Annotated in this window: 15 protein-coding genes; 11 read left to right on the forward strand and 4 right to left on the reverse strand. The window is 71.2% G+C overall.

All coding sequences use genetic code 11. The features are described from left to right. Positions 1–30 precede the first annotated feature (30 nt). The 6 genes from AC21LY_RS10225 (at position 31) to dnaE (ending at position 10,694) form a co-directional block, all read left to right on the forward strand. Positions 31–1,398: a DUF1731 domain-containing protein gene (locus AC21LY_RS10225; RefSeq protein ID WP_489046349.1), complete on the forward strand. Its 1,368-nt coding sequence runs from the start codon at positions 31–33 to the stop codon at positions 1,396–1,398. A gap of 88 nt (positions 1,399–1,486) precedes the next feature. Then, entirely contained in the window at positions 1,487–2,119 is a 633-nt protein-coding gene (locus tag AC21LY_RS10230) for a TetR/AcrR family transcriptional regulator (protein ID WP_489046350.1), read from the forward strand. Then, a complete protein-coding gene (locus AC21LY_RS10235) occupies positions 2,116–3,849 on the forward strand; it encodes an ABC transporter ATP-binding protein (RefSeq protein ID WP_489046351.1) in 1,734 nt (577 codons plus the stop codon). The genes AC21LY_RS10230 and AC21LY_RS10235 overlap by 4 nt, the downstream gene beginning before the upstream one ends. Further along, positions 3,846–5,675, forward strand: coding sequence for an ABC transporter ATP-binding protein (locus AC21LY_RS10240; RefSeq protein WP_489046352.1), 1,830 nt, complete (start codon positions 3,846–3,848; stop codon positions 5,673–5,675). The genes AC21LY_RS10235 and AC21LY_RS10240 overlap by 4 nt, the downstream gene beginning before the upstream one ends. Positions 5,676–5,775: 100 nt before the next feature. Further along, positions 5,776–7,059: a serine/threonine-protein kinase gene (locus tag AC21LY_RS10245; RefSeq protein ID WP_489046353.1), complete on the forward strand. Its 1,284-nt coding sequence runs from the start codon at positions 5,776–5,778 to the stop codon at positions 7,057–7,059. A 77-nt stretch (positions 7,060–7,136) separates the two neighbouring features. Next, complete coding sequence (dnaE, locus tag AC21LY_RS10250; RefSeq protein ID WP_489046354.1) at positions 7,137–10,694, forward strand: DNA polymerase III subunit alpha; 3,558 nt, start codon at positions 7,137–7,139, stop codon at positions 10,692–10,694. Between the two features lie 77 nt (positions 10,695–10,771). On the opposite strand, the gene AC21LY_RS10255 is transcribed toward dnaE, so the two are convergent. Both AC21LY_RS10255 and AC21LY_RS10260 read right to left on the reverse strand, forming a co-directional pair. After that, on the reverse strand, positions 10,772–10,972 hold the full coding sequence (locus AC21LY_RS10255) for a hypothetical protein (RefSeq protein ID WP_489046355.1): 201 nt from the start codon (positions 10,970–10,972) through the stop codon (positions 10,772–10,774). 118 nt (positions 10,973–11,090) lie between these two features. Further along, positions 11,091–11,339 carry a hypothetical protein gene (locus AC21LY_RS10260; RefSeq protein ID WP_489046356.1) on the reverse strand — a complete coding sequence of 83 codons (249 nt, stop codon included), beginning with the start codon at positions 11,337–11,339 and terminating at the stop codon, positions 11,091–11,093. A gap of 80 nt (positions 11,340–11,419) precedes the next feature. On the opposite strand from AC21LY_RS10260, the gene aroC reads away from it, so the two are divergent. The 4 genes from aroC (at position 11,420) to AC21LY_RS10280 (ending at position 16,455) form a co-directional block, all read left to right on the forward strand. Then, positions 11,420–12,625, forward strand: coding sequence for a chorismate synthase (aroC, locus tag AC21LY_RS10265; protein ID WP_489046357.1), 1,206 nt, complete (start codon positions 11,420–11,422; stop codon positions 12,623–12,625). Beyond that, the gene (locus tag AC21LY_RS10270; protein ID WP_489046358.1) at positions 12,625–13,212 is read left to right on the forward strand and encodes a shikimate kinase; all 588 of its coding nucleotides are present in this window, start codon (positions 12,625–12,627) and stop codon (positions 13,210–13,212) included. Before aroC ends, AC21LY_RS10270 begins: the two co-directional genes overlap by 1 nt. 62 nt (positions 13,213–13,274) lie before the next feature. Then, the gene (aroB, locus tag AC21LY_RS10275; RefSeq protein ID WP_489046359.1) at positions 13,275–14,414 is read left to right on the forward strand and encodes a 3-dehydroquinate synthase; all 1,140 of its coding nucleotides are present in this window, start codon (positions 13,275–13,277) and stop codon (positions 14,412–14,414) included. Between the two features lie 97 nt (positions 14,415–14,511). After that, complete coding sequence (locus AC21LY_RS10280; RefSeq protein WP_489046360.1) at positions 14,512–16,455, forward strand: sugar phosphate isomerase/epimerase and 4-hydroxyphenylpyruvate domain-containing protein; 1,944 nt, start codon at positions 14,512–14,514, stop codon at positions 16,453–16,455. Between the two features lie 50 nt (positions 16,456–16,505). On the opposite strand, the gene AC21LY_RS10285 is transcribed toward AC21LY_RS10280, so the two are convergent. Then, positions 16,506–17,144, reverse strand: coding sequence for a TetR/AcrR family transcriptional regulator (locus tag AC21LY_RS10285; RefSeq protein ID WP_489046361.1), 639 nt, complete (start codon positions 17,142–17,144; stop codon positions 16,506–16,508). 61 nt (positions 17,145–17,205) lie between these two features. On the opposite strand from AC21LY_RS10285, the gene AC21LY_RS10290 reads away from it, so the two are divergent. Next, on the forward strand, positions 17,206–18,102 hold the full coding sequence (locus AC21LY_RS10290; protein WP_489046362.1) for a shikimate dehydrogenase: 897 nt from the start codon (positions 17,206–17,208) through the stop codon (positions 18,100–18,102). A gap of 85 nt (positions 18,103–18,187) precedes the next feature. On the opposite strand, the gene AC21LY_RS10295 is transcribed toward AC21LY_RS10290, so the two are convergent. After that, entirely contained in the window at positions 18,188–19,399 is a 1,212-nt protein-coding gene (locus AC21LY_RS10295) for an acetyl-CoA C-acetyltransferase (protein ID WP_489046363.1), read from the reverse strand. Positions 19,400–19,405 lie beyond the last annotated feature (6 nt).

The raw sequence follows: 19,405 nt of genomic DNA on the forward strand, positions 1-19,405 counted from the left end.
TCCGCGGGATCGAGAACTAGCGTCGAAGGCATGGCAACCGTGCATCGCAGCAATGGATTCATCGCCCTTCCGGCGCAGGCGTTGTGGGACGTGCTCGTCGATCTGGAGCGCCTTCCGCGCTGGCAGTCCTTCGTCGACTCGGTGGCGCTGCGCGACCCGGTCGCCCTCGGTGCGCGCCTGGACTGGGTGCCGGACCGGCGCGGTTCGTCGATCCAGCGCCGCCTCGCGCCGCCCGCGACCGTGGTGGAGATCGAGCCCGGTCGCGCCCTCGCGATCGCGCAGGAGGAGCCGGCGTGCACCACCACCCTGCGCTGGACCCTCCGATCGGTCGACGGGGGCACCGTCGTCGAACAGACGGTGACGGCCGACGGTCCGTCGGCGCCGCTCTTCGACCACCTGGTCGCCCGGCGGTTCGCGGCCGGCGCCGACACTTGTCTCGCGCGGCTCGCGATGCTCGCCGGACCGCCCCGCGCCGCCGACCCGCTGCACGTGGTCATCGCGGGCGGCACCGGGGCGCTCGGCCGCCGCGTGGCGGCCGACCTGGTCCGGCGCGGTCACGACGTGACGATCCTCACCCGCTCGATCCGCGCCGACGTGCCGTATCCGCAGGTCACCTGGGACGGCCGCACCGTCGGGGCCTGGGCGGCCGTGCTCGACGCGCCGAACACGGCCGTGCTCAACCTCGCGGGGAAGCTGGTCGACTGCCGCCCCACCCCGGCGAACATCGCCGCGCTCGCCGCGAGCAGGGTGGACGCCACCCGCGCGCTCGTCGAGGCGGCGCGGGGTCGCGGCGTCCGCCGCTGGGTGCAGGCGAGCACCACCGCGATCTGGAGTGACGCGGGGGAGCGGTGGTGCACCGAGGACACCCCGCTGCCCGATCCGGGGCTCCCGCAGATGACAGGCGTCGCCCGTCCGTGGGAGGACGCCTCGGCGGAGGCGGACGCCGCGCACCGCACGATTCTGCGCACCTCGATCGTGCTCGACACCGATTCGCCGGCGATGGCGAAGATGGTCGGGGTCACCCGCGCCTTCCTGGGCGGCAGCCTCGGGAGCGGCCGGCAGTGGTTCAGCTGGATCCATCGCGACGACTGGCTCGCCGTCGTTCGGGCCGGACTGGGCATCGAGCCCGGCGTCGACCTGCCCGACGGGGTGGTCGTGGCCGCTGCGCCGAACCCGGTGCGGAACGCCGATCTGATGCGCGCACTGCGGCGACACCTGCACCGCCCGTACGCGCTGCCGACGCCCGCGCCGCTGCTCGCCCTGGGCGCCATCGGCATGCGGAGCGATCCCGCGCTCGGGCTCACGGGACGACACGCCACGTCGACGGTGCTGCCGGCCGCCGGTTTCCGGTTCGCCCACCCGACCCTCGACGGCGCGTTGGACGACCTCCTCGGCTGAACCGGCCCACGCCCGCAATCGACCGATTCGCCGCGGGCGAACGGAAAATCGATTGTGAGTGGGCACTCACATCTGTAGTCTCGAATTCGTGCCCGCGGCTAACGAAACTCGGCCTCGCGCGCCGCACCTGCCGGTGGAGGAACGGCGCGCGGCGCTGATCGCCGCCACCCGGGACGCGCTGCTCGAGCACGGCACCGTCCCCACCACCAAGCAGATCGCCGCGGCGGCCGGGGTCGCGGAGGGCACCATCTTCCGCGTCTTCGACTCCAAGGAGGACCTGCTCGACGCGGTGATGCTCGAATCCTTCGACCCCGAGCCGTTGCTCACGGAGATCGACGCCATCGACCCCGCCCTACCGCTGCGCCAACGGCTCTACCGGTTCACCGAGCTGGTGCAGCAACGGTTCCAGCGGATCTTCGGCCTCATGGACGCGCTCGGACTCGTCGCCCCGCCGCACGTCCGGGACCGGGACGCGCACCGTCGGGCGAAGGAGGGGGGACCCGCGCTCACGGCTCGGCTCCGGGGCGTCATCGGCGCCGACGCCGACCGACTGCGCGTCCCGCCCGAGGAGGCCATCCACCTCCTGCGCCTGCTCACCTTCTCGGGCAGCCACCCGCACATCAGCGAGGGCGCGATCCTCGCTCCGCACCACATCGTCGACGTCCTGCTCGACGGCATCTCCGCCCAGCCGAATCCACTGCGAGAGGGACCAGCCCAGTGACCCTGCTCAGACTCGTCGCCGCGCATCTGCGGCCCTACCGGCCGTGGTTGCTCGCCGTGGCGGCCTTTCAACTCGTCAGCGTCGTCGCCAATCTCGTCCTGCCCAGCATCAACGCCAAGATCATCGACCTCGGCGTCACGCCCGGAGACACCGGCTACATCTGGCGGATGGGCGGAATCATGCTGGTGATCACTCTGTTCCAGGTGACCGCCGCGGGCGGCGCGACCTACTTCGCGGCGCGCAGCGCCATGGCCTTCGGGCGGGACACCCGGCGGTCCCTGTTCGGCCGGGTCCGCACCTTCTCCGGCCGCGAGGTCTCCGGCTTCGGTGCGGCGTCGCTGATCACGCGCTCCACCAACGACGTTCAGCAGGTCCAGCTGCTCGTGCTGATGACCCTGTCGATGATGATCCAGGCGCCGTTCATGGCCGTCGGCGGCGTCGTCATGGCGGTCCGCGAGGAGCCCGGGCTGGCCTGGCTCATGGTGGTCGCGGTGCCGGTCCTGGGAGCCGTTCTGGGCGTGGTGATCTCGAAGATGATCCCCGGCTTCCGCGCGGTGCAGCGCCGGCTCGACACGGTCAACAAGGTTCTGCGCGAACAGCTCACGGGAGTCAGGGTGATCCGGGCCTTCGTCCGGGAGCCCGTCGAGCGGGAGCGGTTCGACGGTGCCAACACGGCGCTGACCGACGCCTCGGTCCGCGTCATGCGGCTGATGGCGATCATGTTCCCGTGGGTCATGCTGGTGCTCAACCTCTCCACCGTGGCGGTGTGGTGGTTCGGCGCGCACCTCATCGCCGACGGCACGGCCCGGATCGGTTCCGTCACCGCCTACATGCAGTACATGATGCAGATCCTGATGTCGGTGATGATGGCCACCTTCATGGTGATGATGATCCCGCGCGCCTCGGTCGCCGCCGAACGCATCACCGAGGTGCTCACGACGAAGTCCACCGTCGGGCCGCCGGAACGCCCCGATCCGCTTCCGGCGATCACTGGCGCCGTCGAACTGGACGGCGTGACGATGCGCTATCCCGGCGCCGCGAAGCCGGTGCTGCAGAACGTGAACCTCTCGGCCCGGCCGGGGGAGACGATCGCGATCATCGGCTCCACGGGATCCGGGAAGACGACGCTGATCAACCTCCTGGCGCGACTCTTCGACGCCACCGCCGGCGCGGTCCGCTACGACGGCGTCGACGTCAAGGACCTGCGCGCCGACGCGCTGTGGGGGCACGTCGGCCTCGTGCCCCAGCGCGCGTACCTGTTCAGCGGCACCGTCGCGAGCAACCTGCGCTTCGGCAACCCCGACGCCACCGACGACGAGCTCGCGGAGGCGCTGCGCATCGCGCAGGCGGACGACTTCGTCGCCGAACTCGGCGGCCTCGACGCGCCGATCGCGCAGGGCGGCACCAATGTCTCCGGTGGGCAGCGGCAGCGGCTCGCGATCGCCCGTGCACTCGTCGCCAAGCCCGCCGTCTACCTCTTCGACGACAGCTTCTCGGCGCTGGACCTCGCGACCGACGCGAAACTCCGTGCCGCACTGCGGCCGTACACGCGGGAGGCCACCGTCGTCATCGTCGGCCAGCGCATCTCGACCATCGCGAGCGCCGACCAGATCCTGGTGCTCGAGGACGGTGAGGTCGTCGGCCACGGCACGCACGCCGAGCTGCTCGAGACCTGTCCCACCTATCAGGAGATCGCGGGCAGCCAGGCGACGGCGGGGAGCGCGGCATGACCGGGCCGGGAGCGAGGGCCGCCGCGGCGGCGACGGCGGGCGCGCCGAACCAGAAGCCGATGACCTTCTGGCCGTCGCTGAAGCGGCTGCTGGGCCGGCTCCGGCAGCAGCGCGCCGCCATGACGGCGGCGGTGCTGCTCTCGGTCGGCTCGGTCACCGCCGCGGTGATCGCCCCCAAGGTGATCGGCAGCGCGGTCGACGCGATCTACGACGGCTTCCGCTCGCAGCTGCGGCACGGGCCGGGCATCGACTTCGATCGGGTCGGGGCGATCCTGACCTGGGTGATCGGTCTGTTCGTGGCTAGCGCGGTGCTGCAGTACGCCCAGGGCTTCCTGCTCAACGGCGCGGTGCAACGGGTGATGTACGCGCTGCGGCGCGAGGTCGAGGAGAAGCTGCACCGGTTGCCGCTGAGTTACTTCGACCGGCAGCCCCGGGGCGAGCTGCTCTCCCGCGTGACCAACGACATCGACAACCTCGGCCAGTCGCTCACCCAGGCGCTGAGCCAGCTCATCGTCTCGGCGTTCACCGTGATCGGCGTGCTGATCATGATGCTCGTCGTCTCGCCGCTGCTCACCGCGGTGGCGGTGATCGTGATCCCGCTCATCGTGATCTTCGCGGGGCAGATCATGAAGCGCAGCAGCAAGCACTTCGTGGCGCAGTGGCGCTCGACCGGCGCGCTCAACGCCCAGGTCGAGGAGGCCTTCACCGGCCACGACCTGGTCACCGTCTACGGCCGGGGCGACGCCCTGCAGGAGCGCTTCGCGCAGGAGAACGACGCGCTGATGACCGCGAGCTACAAGGCGCAGTTCCTCTCCGGGCTGGTCATGCCGATCAGCATGTTCGTCGGCAACCTGCAGTACGTCGCCGTCTGCGTCGTCGGCGGGCTCCGGGTGGCCGCGGGTGGCATGAGCCTCGGCGACGTCATCGCCTTCATCCAGTACTCCCGGCAGTTCACCCAGCCCGTCACGCAGATGGCGTCGATGGTCAACATGCTGCAGTCGGGCGTGGCGTCCGCCGAGCGCGTCTTCGCGGTCCTCGACGCCGACGAGCAGTCCGCCGACCGCCCGGGCACCCTCCCGGAGCCCACCCGCGGCCGCGTCGCCTTCGAGGACGTCACCTTCGGCTACAAGAGCGGGGAGCCGCTGATCGAGAACCTGAACCTGGTCGCCGAGCCCGGGCGCACCGTCGCCGTCGTGGGCCATACCGGGGCCGGCAAGACCACCCTGGTCAACCTGATCATGCGGTTCTACGAGCTCAGCGGCGGCCGGATCACCATCGACGGCGTCGACATCGCCGGGGTCGAGCGGGCCGATATGCGCCGGCGCATCGGCATGGTCCTGCAGGACACCTGGCTGTTCGAGGGCACGATCATGGAGAACATCCGGTACGGGCGGCTCGATGCGACCGACGAGGAGGTCTACGCCGCGGCCCGCGCGACCTTCGTCGACCGGTTCGCGCACTCCCTGCCGGACGGCTACGAGACGGTCCTCGACGACGAGTCCGGCAGCGTCTCCGCCGGCGAGCGACAGCTGATCACGATCGCGCGCGCCTTCCTCGCCGAGCCGGCCGTCCTCATCCTCGACGAGGCGACCAGTTCGGTGGACACCCGCACCGAGGTGCTGCTGCAGCGGGCGATGCACGCCCTGCGGGCCGACCGGACGAGTTTCGTCATCGCGCACCGCCTCTCGACCATCCGCGACGCCGACGTCATCGTCGTGATGGACCACGGCCGCATCGTCGAACAGGGGTCGCACGAGGAACTGCTCGCGGCCGGCGGCCACTACGCGGGCCTCTACCGCGCCCAGTTCGAGGGCGTCGAGACCTGAGTGACGGTGCCCGCACCGGGCCTCGTCGCCGGGATCGCGGCCGGGGTGCGGGTTACGCTGGACCCCGACGGCCGGACGATAAGGGGCAGAAGCAGCGGACATGAGTGACGAACTCGCACCGGGGACGGTGATCGGCGGGTATCGGATCGAGCGGCGCCTCGGAACCGGCGGCATGGGCTCGGTCTACCTGGCCAAGCACCCGGAGTTGCCCCGGTACGACGCGCTCAAGGTGCTGGGCGCGAGCTACTCGGGCGACGAGGCCTTCCGCAAGCGCTTCCTGCGCGAGGCGGAGCTCGCCGCTCGGCTCGACCATCCCAACGTGGTCACCATCTACAACCGCGGCACCGAGGGGGCCCGGCTGTGGATCGCCATGCAGTACGTCCAGGGCGACGACTGCTCGGTGCTGCTCAAGCGCAGCCCGGCCGGCCTCGACCCGGCGACGGCCGCGGAGATCGTCTCCCAGATCGGGCGGGGCCTGGACCGCGCCCACCGCGCGGGCCTGCTGCACCGCGACATCAAGCCCGCCAACATCCTCGTCGCCGCCACGGACGACGGTGACGACGCGGACGAGATGCGGGCCCTGCTCACCGACTTCGGCGTGGCCAAGGGCGGCGAGGACACCTCGCAGCTGACCGCGGTCGGCACCGTGCTCGCGACGCTCGCCTACGCCTCGCCCGAGCAGCTGTGCGGCGAAGAACTCGATTCCCGCTCGGACCAGTACTCGCTCGCGGCCACCTTCTTCCACCTGGTCACCGGGAAGGTGCCGTACAGCGGTGCCAGCACCGACGCGGTGATCGACGCGCACTTCAACGCCCCGCCGCCGCGGATCTCGCAGATCCGCGCAGGCGTGCCGCCGGCCGTCGACGCGGTGGTCGCCCGCGGCCTCGCGAAGACGCCCGCGGAGCGGTTCGCCACCTGCAAGGAGTTCGCCACCGCACTCAGGTCGGCGATGACGGCGCCCGTCTCGCGCCCCGCTCCGCGACCGGTGCCCCGCCCTGCCCCGCCCGGGTACGTCCCGGGCCCGGGGCACCCGTCCGGGCCGCAGCAGCCCGGCGGCCGGCCGTCGGCGCCGGTGCAGCGCACCGTCGCGCCCGGGATCCGGGGGCAGGCGAACCGGCCCGGCGCCGCGGCGGCGCGGTCGCATCCACCCGCGCCGCGTCCGGGCGCCGCGGCGCGGCCCGCGGCACCCGCGCAGCCGTTGTACGGCGCGAACCCGGGGGCGCCGTCCGGGGCGATGCCGCGCCCGCCCGCTCCGCAGGCCGCCCAGGCGGAGCCGCCGAAGGCGGTGGCGCAGAACGGGATGCCACCCGGCGTGCTGGTGTTGGTGGGAGTCGCGGGATTGGCGTTGCTGGTGTTGATCCTGGTGATCGTCTTCGCCGCATGACTCCGACGACGTGTCGGTGGCAGCGCCTACACTGCGTAATGACAGCGATGAGATTCTCCACCGGAGGTGCGTAGCCCATGACGGCCGGCTCGTTCGTGCATCTGCACAACCACACGGAGTACTCGATGCTCGACGGTGCCGCCAAGGTCGATCCGCTGTTCGCGGAGGCCAAGCGCCTCGGGATGACCGCGGTGGGCATGTCCGACCACGGCAACATGTTCGGCGCCTCGGACTTCTACAACACCGCGAAGAAGTACGACATCACGCCGATCATCGGGATCGAGGCGTACATCGCGCCGGAGTCGCGCTTCTCCACCAAGCGCGTGCGGTGGGGCGATCCGTCGCAGAAGGGTGACGACGTCTCCGGTTCGGGCGCGTACACGCACATGACGATGGTGGCGGAGAACGCCACGGGCCTGCGCAATCTGTTCACGCTGAGCTCGCTCGCGTCCATCGAGGGGCAGCTGGGCAAGTGGTCCCGCATGGACGCCGAGCTGATCGCCGAGCACGCCGAGGGCATCATCGCGACCACGGGTTGCCCGTCGGGCGAGGTACAGACCCGGCTGCGGCTGGGGCAGGAGCGCGAGGCGCTCGAGGCCGCCGCGAAATGGCAGGAGATCTTCGGCAAGGAGAACTTCTACCTCGAGCTCATGGATCACGGCATCGACATCGAGCGCCGCGTCCGCGAGGGGCTGCTGGAGATCGGCCGCACGCTCGGGATCAAGCCGCTGGCCACGAACGACTGCCACTACGTCACCAAGGACAAGGCCGAATCGCACGGCGCGCTGCTGTGCATCCAGACCGGCAAGACCCTGTCGGATCCCACGCGGTTCCAGTTCGACGGTGACGGCTACTACCTCAAGTCCGCGCAGGAGATGCGCGAGCTGTGGGATTCGCAGGTGCCGGGCGCGTGCGATTCGACGGTGGAGATCGGCGAGCGGGTCCAGTCCTACGCGGAGGTGTGGGAGCACAAGGACCGCATGCCACGGTTCCCGGTGCCGGAGCACCACACGCAGGAGTCCTTCCTCGAAGAAGAGGTCATGGCCGGCCTGAACCGCCGGTTCCCCGACGGTCCGCCCGCGGACTACGTCGAGCGGGCGACGTACGAGCTCTCGGTCATCAACGAGATGGGCTTCCCGGCCTACTTCCTCGTGGTCGGCGACCTGATCGCGCATGCGCACGAGGTCGGCATCCGGGTCGGCCCGGGGCGTGGTTCCGCGGCCGGCTCGCTCGTGGCCTGGGCGCTGGGCATCACCAACATCGACCCGATCCCGCACGGGCTGCTGTTCGAGCGCTTCCTCAACCCCGAGCGCGTCTCGATGCCCGATATCGATATCGACTTCGACGATCGTCGTCGCGGCGAGATGATCACCTACGCCTCCGAGAAGTGGGGCTCGGACAAGGTGGCCCAGGTCATCACGTTCGGCACCATCAAGACGAAGGCCGCCATCAAGGACTCGGCCCGGGTCCTCTACGGCCAGCCCGGCTACTCCATCGCCGACCGGATCACCAAGGCGCTCCCGCCGCCCATCATGGCCAAGGACATCTCGGTCAAGGGCATCACGGATCCGGAGCACGAGCGGTACAAGGAGGCCGTCGAGGTCCGGCAGCTGATCGAGACCGACCCCGACGTCAAGAAGATCTACGACATGGCGCTCGGGCTCGAGGGCCTGATCCGCAACGCCGGCGTGCACGCCTGCGCGGTGATCATGTCCTGTGATCCGCTCACGGACGCGATCCCGGTGTGGAAGCGCGCGCAGGACGGCGCGATCATCACCGGCTGGGACTACCCGTCGTGCGAGGCCATCGGCCTGCTGAAGATGGACTTCCTGGGCCTGCGCAACCTCACCGTGATCGGTGACGCCCTGGAGAACATCAAGCACAACCGCGGCATCGACCTGGACATGGACCAGCTGCCGCTCGACGATGTGACCACCTACGAGCTGCTGCAGCGGGGCAACACGCTCGGCGTCTTCCAGCTCGACGGCGGCCCCATGCGGGACCTCCTGCGCCGCATGCAGCCCACCAAGTTCGAGGACATCGTCGCCGTCGGCGCGCTGTACCGGCCCGGCCCGATGGGCATGAACGCGCACAACGACTACGCGGATCGCAAGAACGGCCGGCAGCAGGTCAAGCCGATCCACCCGGAACTGGAGGAGCCGCTCAAGGACATCCTCGCGGACACGTTCGGCCTGATCGTCTTCCAGGAGCAGATCATGCAGATCGCGCAGAAGGTCGCCGGGTACAGCCTCGGCCAGGCCGACATCCTGCGCCGCGCGATGGGTAAGAAGAAGAAAGAGGTCCTCGACGAGGCCTACGGCGGCTTCCAGCAGGGCATGCTGGACAACGGCTTCTCCCAGGCCGCGATCACGGCACTGTGGGAGACGGTGCTCCCGTTCGCCGGCTACGCGTTCAACAAGTCGCACGCCGCCGCGTACGGCCTGGTGTCCTACTGGACGGCCTACCTCAAGGCGAACTACCCGGCCGAGTACATGGCCGCGCTGCTCACCTCCGTCGGTGACGACAAGGACAAGGCGGCCATCTACCTCGGCGACTGCCGCCGCCTCGGCATCACCGTGCTCCCGCCGGACGTCAACGAGTCCTTCCACGCCTTCACCTCGGTGGGGGAGGACATCCGCTTCGGCCTGGGCTCGGTCCGCAACGTGGGCGAGGGCGTGGTCGCGTCCATCGTCAAGACCCGCAAGGAGAAGGGGAACTTCACCTCCTTCTCCGACTACCTCGCCAAGATCGAGGTGGCGGCCTGCTCCAAGAAGGTCACCGAATCCCTCATCAAGGCGGGCGGTTTCGACTCCCTCGACCACCCCCGCAAGGGCCTGCTGCTGGTGCACAGCGATGCCATCGAGTCGGTCCTGTCCACGAAGAAGGCCGAGGCGGTGGGCCAGTTCGACCTCTTCGGCTCGATGGGGGACGAGGACGGTGCCGCCGGCCCCATCGACGACGTCTTCACCATCAAGGTCCCCGACGAGGAGTGGGACGGCAAGCACAAGCTCGCCCTCGAACGCGAGATGCTGGGGCTGTACGTCTCGGCGCACCCGCTCGACGGGGTCGAGCACGTCATCGCCGCCCAGACCGACACGGCCATTCCGGCCATCGTCGAGGGTGACGTGAAGGACGGCACCCAGGTCACCGTCGGCGGCATCCTGCAGTCGGTGAACCGGCGCGTGAACAAGAACGGCGCCCCGTTCGCGTCCGCGCAGATCGAGGACCTCTCCGGTGGTATCGAGGTCTTCTTCTTCCCGCAGGCCTACGCCGCCTACGGCGCCGAGGTCGTGGAGGACGCGGTCGTCCTGATCAAGGCCCGGGTGAACTTCCGGGACGACAAGGTCACGCTGATCGCGAACGACATCGCGCCGATCGACCTCTCGCAGATCGGCGTCGCGAAGCCCCTGGCGCTCACGATGCCGACGCGGGTGTGCACGCAGGACAAGGTCTCCGCGCTCAAGCAGGTGCTCCAGCGCCACCCCGGCGTCTCCGACGTGCACGTCAAGCTCGTCAGCGGCGACGGGGAGGGGCAGAGCACCACCCTGAAGCTGGCCGACACGCTCCGGGTCAATCCGTCGTCGTCGCTGATGGGTGATCTCAAAGCGCTGCTGGGACCCAACTGCCTGGCGTGAGCCTCACCGTCCCGCCCCCCCTACGACGAAGGCCTCCCGTGCGGAACGGGAGGCCTTCGTCGTCTACGGCTGGGTGACTAGCGCCCCAGGAGGGCGCGGGCTGCGGTCGCGCTCGCGTCGGCCGCCACGTGCACCTGCTCCACGATGCGGTCCGCCAGCTCCGCGTAGGGGTCCGTCGCGGTCGGGGCCGAGAACAGGTGCATCCCCGCCAGGGGGCTCCGCGGCGCGTCCGCCGCTGCGGAGTCGGTGGCCTGCGAGTCGGTCAGCATGTCAGTCATAGCCGTTTCTTCTTCGTTTCGTAGTTATTAACCGTCTGGTTAATAAGCTACGCCGCGACTCGTCTCGATGGCCAGCGGGACGGACGTAACGTTGGTCACGTCGTGGGCTCGGGCCTGTTCAGTCGTGCTGGACGAGGTGGCCGCACCACCACACCGCGATGCCGGCTGCGGCGGCGACGAGGATCGCGGGCGACGCGGAAGTGCCGCCCACGGCGGCGGTGAGGAGCAGGCCGAGGGCGAGAACGACGAGGGCAGCGGCCACGGACTCCGCCTTGTGGCGGGGCCAGGCCACACCGAAAACGTCGACGGTGGCCCGGCGCTGTGCGGCGCGGTGGGTGGAAGTCGAAGATCCGGTGGCTGCGGTCATGATTTTCACTGTACCCTGCGAGCAAGAGTTCGGACACCCGAACTCACGGTCCGGCGGGTCGATCTGGGATGATGGGACACGTGTTGCGCTGGATCACCGCTGGAGAATCGCACGGCCCCGCCCTCGTGGCCCTCGTGGAGGGCATGGTCGCGGGCGTCGAGGTCACGTCGTCGGACATCGCCGCCCAATTGGCGCGGCGCCGCCTGGGCTACGGCCGGGGTGCGCGGATGAAGTTCGAGGCCGACAAGGTGACCATCCTGGGCGGTGTCCGGCACGGGCGCACGCAGGCGGGCCCCGTCGCCATCGAGGTCGGCAACACGGAGTGGCCCAAGTGGGAGCAGGTCATGTCGGCCGACCCCGTCGATCAGGAGGCGCTCGACGGTATGGCCCGCAACGCGCCGCTCACGCGCCCGCGGCCCGGTCACGCCGATTTCTCGGGCATGCTCAAGTACGGCTTCGACGACGCCCGCCCCGTGCTCGAGCGCGCCAGCGCCCGCGAGACGGCCGCCCGCGTCGCCGCCGGCACCGTCGCCCGTAACTTCCTGCGCCAGGCCTTCGGTGCCGAGGTGATCAGTCACGTCATCTCCATCGGTGCGTCCGAGCCCTACGCCGGCCCGACCCCGTCGGGCGAGGATCTGGACCGTATCGACGCCTCCCCGGTCCGCGCCTTCGACGAGGCGGCGGAGCGCTCGATGATCGCCGAGATCGAGGCCGCGAAGAAGGACGGCGACACGCTCGGCGGTGTCGTCGAGGTCGTGGTCACCGGCCTGCCGGTGGGTATCGGCTCCGTCGCCTCGGGGGAGAGCCGGCTCGACGCGCGACTCGCCGCGGCCCTCATGGGCATCCAGGCGATCAAGGGCGTCGAGGTCGGCGACGGCTTCGAGACCGCCCGCCGTCGTGGCAGCGCCGCGCACGACGAGATGCTGCCCGGCAAGGGCGGTGTGCTGCGGTCGAGCAACCGGGCCGGCGGTATCGAGGGCGGCATGACCAACGGCGAGGAGCTGCGCGTGCGCGCCGCGATGAAGCCCATCTCGACGGTGCCCCGCGCGCTGCGCACCATCGACATGCAGACCGGCACCGAGGCCGTCGCCATCCACCAGCGCAGCGACGTCTGCGCCGTGCCCGCGGCGGGTGTCGTGGCCGAGTCGATGGTGGCGCTGGTCGTGGCCCAGGCGGCGCTCGAGAAGTTCGGCGGCGACAGCCTGGCCGAGACTCGTAGCAACATCGAGCGGTACTCCGAGCAGGTGGCGGCGCGGTTGCAGCGGGTGACGCCCGAGGGCGTGTGATGGCCGGGGAGAGGCGCCCCGTCGCCATCCTCATCGGCCCGCCCGGCGCGGGCAAGACGACCATCGGGCAGCGACTGGCGAAGTCGCTGCGGGTGCCGTTCATCGACGTCGACCACGAGATGGAGCTGCGCTCGGGCCGCACCGTGCCCACGATCTTCGTCGAGGACGGTGAGCCGGCCTTCCGCGCGTTCGAGGAGAGCGTGATCGCGGACGTCGTCGCGAAGGAGACCGGCGTGGTCTCCCTCGGCGGCGGCGCGATCCTCTCGGTCCGTACCCAGGAGCTGCTGCGCCGGCACCAGGTGGTGTACCTGGAGATCACCGAGGAGGAGGGCGTGCGCCGCACCACGGGGACGCAGCGCCCGGTGCTCGCCGGTGACGATCCGGTGGAGACCTACCGCAACCTGATGGCGATCCGTACGCCGATCTATCGCGACCTGGCCACCATCCGGGTGTCCACGGTGGGGCGCGCGCCGAGCTCGGTGGTCCGGCAGGTGCAGCGTCGTCTCAAGGACACCCACCCCGGCCGCGTCCGGCGGGGGCCGTGGCCGAACCTCCCGTCGGTGCTGCGGCCGTCCAGTAGGAACTGAGCCGAGCAGGACCCGACACCGGCGCGGCCCGCGCGCCGATCCCACCACGAAGGAGTCACCCGATGTCCGGTGCGAACCAGACCGTCGAACCCGTCCGCATCCAGGTGAACGCGTCCAGCCCGTACGAGGTGATCGTGGGCCGGGGCCTGCTCACCGAGGCAGTGGACGCGGCCCGCGTGAAGGGGGAGTTCCCGGCGAAGGCCGCGATCTTCTACCAGCCGCCGCTGGCCGAGACCGCCGAGGTGCTGCGGGCGGAGCTGGCGGCCAAGGGCGTCGACGCGCACCGCATCGAGCTCCCCGACGCCGAGTCGGGCAAGGACCTGCAGGTCGCCGGGTTCTGCTGGGAGGTGCTCGGGCGCATCGGCCTGAGCCGCCAGGACGTGATCTACAGCCTGGGCGGGGGAGCGGCGACCGACCTCACCGGCTTCGTGGCCGCGACCTGGATGCGCGGCGTGGACGTGGTGCACATCCCCACCACGCTGCTCGCCATGGTGGACGCCGCGGTGGGCGGGAAGACCGGCATCAACACCGACGCGGGCAAGAACCTCGTCGGCGCGTTCCACGAGCCGCGCGCGGTGATCGTGGACCTGGTCACGCTGGAGACGGTGCCGCGCAACGAGATCGTGGCCGGGATGGCCGAGGTGATCAAGACCGGCTTCATCGCCGATCCGGTGATCCTCGACCTCATCGAGAAGGACCCGGAGGCCGCGCTCGACCCCACCGGCGACGTCCTCCCCGAGCTCGTGCGCCGCGCCATCGAGGTCAAGGCGAGGGTCGTCTCCGCCGACCTCAAGGAGGCCTCGCTGCGCGAGATCCTCAACTACGGCCACACCCTGGGGCACGCGATCGAGCGGCGCGAGCGCTACCGCTGGCGCCACGGCGCGGCGGTCGCGGTCGGCCTCGTCTACGCCGCCGAGCTGGGGCGCCTCGCCGGGCGGCTCGACGACGCGACGGCGGACCGGCACCGTCGGGTACTGGAGGCCGTGGGCCTGCCCACCAGCTACGACCCCGACGCCTTCACCCAGCTGCTCGAGCACATGGGCAAGGACAAGAAGAACCGCGGCGGGATGCTCCGTTTCGTGGTGCTCGACGATCTCGCCCGGCCGGGCCGCCTCGAGGCGCCCGACCCGTCGCTGCTGGTCGCGGCCTACTCCGCCGTGGCGGCCGAGGGGAAGGGCCCGGACACCTCCGTCCTGCTGTAGGCATTCCGCCCCCGCGCGGCCGGTGGGCGTGGTGTGATCACCCGGCGTAACGAGTACCCTGAGGACGAACTAACTGTTTCGTACATAAGGAGCGAGTGTGTCGGGTCTTCGGACGTCCATCGCCACCGTCTGCATCTCCGGCACCCTGGAGGAGAAGCTCGAGGCGGTGGCCGCCGCGGGTTTCGACGGGGTGGAGATCTTCGAGCCGGACCTGGTCGCGTGCCCGCTGAGCCCGAGGCAGGTCGCCGCACGCTGTGCGGATCTGGGGCTGAGCATCGACTTCTACCAGCCCTTCCGCGATCTCGACGCCACGGACCCGGCGCAGTTCCAGCGCAACCTGCGCCGCGCCGAGCGCAAGTACGACGTGATGGAGGAGCTCGGCTGCGACCTCATGCTGGTCTGCTCCTCCCCGTCGCCCGGCGCGGTCGCCGACGATGCGCTCCTGGCGGAGCAACTGCACATCGCGGCCGAGGCGGCGGGCCGGCGCGGGATGCGGCTCGCCTACGAGGCGCTGGCCTGGGCGCGCTACGTCAACACCTACGGCCACTCGTGGGAGCTGGTGCGCGCCGCCGACCATCCCGCCCTGGGCATCTGCCTCGACAGCTTCCACGTCCTCTCCCGGGGTGACGACCCCTCCGGGATCCGCGAGATCCCCGGCGAGAAGATCTTCTTCGTGCAGTGGGCCGACGCCTCGGCCGAATCGATGGACGTACTGCAGTGGAGCCGTCACCACCGGAACTTCCCCGGCCAGGGCGTCTTCGACCTCGCCGGCTTCGGGACGCACCTCGTCGCCGCGGGGTACCGCGGGCCGTGGTCGCTCGAGATCTTCAACGACACCTTCCGCGGCTCCGACACCGGGCGCACCGCCGCCGACGCCCTCCGTTCGCTGCGCCACCTCCAGGACCGGGTGCTCGCGCGGCAGCGCGCCGACGAGCTCGCCGGGTCCGACGGTGCCGCCGCCCCAGCCTCGTCGTCCGGGGAGGCCGGTGAGGAGCTTTTCGAGACCCCCGCCGCGACGCCGCTCGAGGGCATCGTCTCCCTCCGGATCGCGGCGGGGCCCGGTAAGGGGGCCGCGCTGCAGGAGGTCCTCGACGCGCTCGGCTTCCGGTTGGCCGGCCGGCACCGCGACCACGATCTGCAGCTGTGGCGGCACGGCGGGCTCACCGTGGTGCTCGACGCCACGCCGGGCACCGCCTGGACCGCGCCCGGCCTGCCGGCGCACCTGCCCGTCCTGACCCAGATCGGGGTCCGCTCGGCGGATCCGGGGGCGTGGACGCGCCGCGCGGCGGCGCTCGGAGTGAGCGCGGACACCGTCGAACTGCCGGGCGCGCGCGTGGGCGCCGACGTCGCGCGCATGCAGATCACCGGCACCACCGCGGTGGACGTCCGGTCGCCCGGCGCCGCGGCGTCCTGGGGCGAGGCCTTCGTCGAGTACCCCGCGCCCCGCGGCCTCGACCCGACGGTCCTGTTCACCGGTGTGGACCACGTGGGCCTGGCCGTGCCGAGCGACGAATGGGACGGCCTGCTGCTGGTGCTGCGGTCGCTCTTCTCGATGGAGCCGCACGAGGAGCCGGACACCATCGACGCCGTGGGGCTGATGCACAACCGCTCGCTGAGCGCGCCGATCGGCGCCGACGGCGCGGGCCTGCGGATCACGATGGGCATGGTCGACGGGCCGGGAGGCGGTTTCGGCGCGGCGCGCCGGGGCGGGATCAGCCACGTGGCGCTCGCCTGCGAGGACGTCTTCACCACGGCGGCGGCCATGCGCGCGCGGGGCTTCGAGCCCCTGCCCGTGCCGCCGAACTACTACGACGACCTCGCCGCGCGCTTCGAGCTGCCGCGGCCCCTGCTCGACCGGATGTCCGCGGCGGGCATCCTCTACGACCGCGACGACGCGGGCGAGTTCTTCCATCTCTTCACCCCGACGGTGGGTGCCGACTTCTTCGTCGAGGTGGTGCAGCGGGTCGGGGGCTACCGCGGGTTCGGCGATGCCAACGCCGCCGTGCGGGTGGCGGCGCAGCTGCGCACCGCGGAGCGCTGAGTCCGGTGCTCCTCGGCGTTGCGCCGGGACCGGGCGTCGCGCCGGGACGGTCAGTCCGCGCGGGCGTAGCGGACGGCCACGTCGCCGGCCATGCGCCGCAGGTGCTCTCGCTCGCCCCCGGCGAGGAGGTCGACGTCGAACAGGATCCGGAAGCTGTCGCGATGGGCGACGCGGAAGGTGCAGAAGGCGCTGATCAGCATGTGCAGGTCGACGGCCGAGACGTCCACGCGGAACTCGCCCGTGCCGCGTCCGCGCTCGAGGATCCGGTCGAGGAGTTCGATCGCGGGGCGCTGGGAGTCGGCGATGCCGTCGATCGTGGCCAGGCTCCGCCCGCGGCGGAGGTTCTCCGCGCTGACGAGCCGCACGAAGTCGGGAGCGGACTCGTTGTGGTCGAAGGTCGCCTCGGCCACCGCCCGCAACGCCGCGACCGGATCGAGATGGTCGACGTCGACCCGCGCCTCGTCCGCTCGGATCCGGCGGTAGGCGTCCTCCAGGACCGCGCTGTAGAGCGCGTCCTTGTCTCCGAAGTAGTAGTAGAGCATGCGCTTGGTGGTCGCGGTCTTCGCCGCGATCTCGTCGATCCGGGCACCGTCGAAGCCCTTTTCGGCGAACTCCCGGCCGGCGACGGCCAGGATGTCCCGCTTCGTCCGGTCTGCGTCGCGGGTTCGCTTCGGCGTGGGCGTACTCATGGCCACGCATGCTACCGTGAGATGTAACTCACCGGATAGTTAATTGAAAGAGAGCTCACTCGTGTCCGACCCCCGCGCGAACACCCAGCCCGCGGAACGCCGCAGCGTCCTCTGCGGCCTCATCGGGTCCGGTATCGGCCGCTCGCTCACGCCGCGCCTGCAGGAGGCGGAGGGGCGCGCCCACGGGCTCGCGTACGTCTTCCGGATCATCGACATCGACGGGCTGGGCGGGGCGGAGGCGCTGCCCCGGCTGCTGCGATCGGCGTCGGACATGGGCTTCGACGGGCTCAACATCACGCACCCGTGCAAGCAGCAGGTGCTGCCCCTGCTCGACGAGATCTCCCCGCTCGCGGCGCGGCTCGGCGCCGTGAACACCGTCAAGATCACCGACGACGGTAGGTTCATCGGCCACAACACCGATTGCACCGGATTCGGCCGCAACCTCGCGGCGGGCCTGGGCGACCGGCCCGCCGGCCACGTCGTGCAGGTCGGCGCGGGCGGTGCGGGGGCGGCGGTCGCGGACGCCACGCTGGAGTGCGGCGCGACGGGGATGACGGTGGTCGACGTGGATCCCGCCCGCGCGGCGGGCCTCGCGGCCGAGCTGGAGAAGCGGTTCCCGGGGCGGCCCGTGACCGCGGCGGGACTGAACGAACTCGGCGATGTCCTCACCGATGCGGACGGGGTGGTGCACGCGACCCCCATGGGCATGGCGGCGCACCCGGGCACCGCCTTCGATCCCGCGCTGCTGCGTCCCGACCTGTGGCTGGCGGAAGTCGTCTACCGGCCCGCCGAGACGGAGCTGCTGCGCCGCGCCCGTGAGATGGGCGTGACCACGATCAGTGGCATCGGGATGGCCGTGGGCCAGGCGATCGATTCGTTCGCGATCTTCACCGGCCTGACCGCCGACGCCGCGCGCATGACCCGCACCATGGAGGAGCTGCTCGCCGCCGAGAGGTGACCGGCTGGAACGAGAACAGAGAAGGAAATGCCGCGCCCGAGGGCGCGGCATTTCTTTCTCTGTCACCGGCGGCCGCCGGACCGGGTCAGACCCGCTCGAACACCGCCGCGAGGCCCTGACCGCCGCCGATGCACATGGTCTCCAGGCCGTACCGGGCCTCGCGGCGGCGCATCTCGCGCAGCAGCGTCGCGAGGATCCGGCCACCGGTGGCCCCGACCGGGTGGCCGAGCGAGATCCCGGAGCCGTTCGGGTTCAGCCGCGGGTCCGCCGCGTCGAGGCCCCACTCGCGCAGCACCGCGAGCGTCTGGGCGGCGAAGGCCTCGTTCAGCTCGATCACGCCCATGTCGTCGAGGGTCAGGCCCAGGCGGCCGAGCACCTTCGCCGTCGCGGGCACCGGGCCGATGCCCATCGTGCGCGGCGGCACGCCCGCCACGGCCCAGCCCGCGAACCGGGCCAGCGGGTCCAGGCCCAGGCGCGCCGCGGTCTCGGCGGTGGTCACGATCGCGACGGCGGCACCGTCGTTCTGCCCGCTGGCGTTGCCGGCGGTCACGGTCGATTCGGGGTCGATCTTCCCGCGGATCGGGCGCAGCGCGGACAGGCTCTCCACGGTGGTGTCCGCGCGCGGGTGCTCGTCCCGGTCCACCAGGACGGGCTCGCCGCGACGTTGCGGCACCGGAACCGGCACGATCTCGTCGGCGAAGGCGCCCGATTCGATCGCGGCGACCGCCCGGCGGTGCGACTGCGCCGCGAGCTCGTCCTGCTCCGCCCGGGTGATCCCGTACTCCGCGCGCAGGTTCTCCGCGGTCTCGATCATGCCACCCGCCACGGGGAAGTCGCGCCCGCCCGCCGTGACCCGGGCACGGGCGAGCCGGTCCGCCAGCTCGACGCCGGTGCCGCGCACGCCCCAGCGGATGTTCGGGTGGGTGTAGAACTCGGCCTGGCTCATCGACTCCGCGCCGCCCGCCAGCACCAGGTCGGCGCCGCCGGACGCGACGGCGAGCGCACCGTCGATCACGGCCTGCAGGCCCGACCCGCAGCGCCGGTCCACCTGCTTACCCGGTACCCCGATGCCCAGCCCCGCGTTGAGCGCGGCCACCCGGCCGAGGGCCGGCGCCTCACCGCCGGGCGAGGCCTGGCCCAGGACGACGTCGTCGATCAGTTCGGGGTCGATACCGGTGCGCTCGACGAGCGCCGCGATGACGGTGGCGGCGAGGTCCTCGACGGGGACGTCCTTGAACGCTCCGCCGAAGCGTCCGACGGGGGTGCGGAGGGGTTCACAGATGACGACGTCGCGCATGGTGTC

Source organism: Tsukamurella sp. II2bb (assembly GCF_057815145.1).

Coding starts and splice junctions, on each gene's coding strand:
- AC21LY_RS10295 (WP_489046363.1), bottom strand. CDS start 19,399: ATGCGCGACGTCGTCATCTGTGAACCCCTCCGCACCCCCGTCGGACGC.
- AC21LY_RS10260 (WP_489046356.1), bottom strand. CDS start 11,339: ATGACCGCAGCCACCGGATCTTCGACTTCCACCCACCGCGCCGCACAG.
- AC21LY_RS10270 (WP_489046358.1), top strand. CDS start 12,625: ATGGCCGGGGAGAGGCGCCCCGTCGCCATCCTCATCGGCCCGCCCGGC.
- AC21LY_RS10225 (WP_489046349.1), top strand. CDS start 31: ATGGCAACCGTGCATCGCAGCAATGGATTCATCGCCCTTCCGGCGCAG.
- AC21LY_RS10240 (WP_489046352.1), top strand. CDS start 3,846: ATGACCGGGCCGGGAGCGAGGGCCGCCGCGGCGGCGACGGCGGGCGCG.
- dnaE (WP_489046354.1), top strand. CDS start 7,137: ATGACGGCCGGCTCGTTCGTGCATCTGCACAACCACACGGAGTACTCG.
- aroB (WP_489046359.1), top strand. CDS start 13,275: ATGTCCGGTGCGAACCAGACCGTCGAACCCGTCCGCATCCAGGTGAAC.
- AC21LY_RS10285 (WP_489046361.1), bottom strand. CDS start 17,144: ATGAGTACGCCCACGCCGAAGCGAACCCGCGACGCAGACCGGACGAAG.
- AC21LY_RS10255 (WP_489046355.1), bottom strand. CDS start 10,972: ATGACTGACATGCTGACCGACTCGCAGGCCACCGACTCCGCAGCGGCG.
- AC21LY_RS10245 (WP_489046353.1), top strand. CDS start 5,776: ATGAGTGACGAACTCGCACCGGGGACGGTGATCGGCGGGTATCGGATC.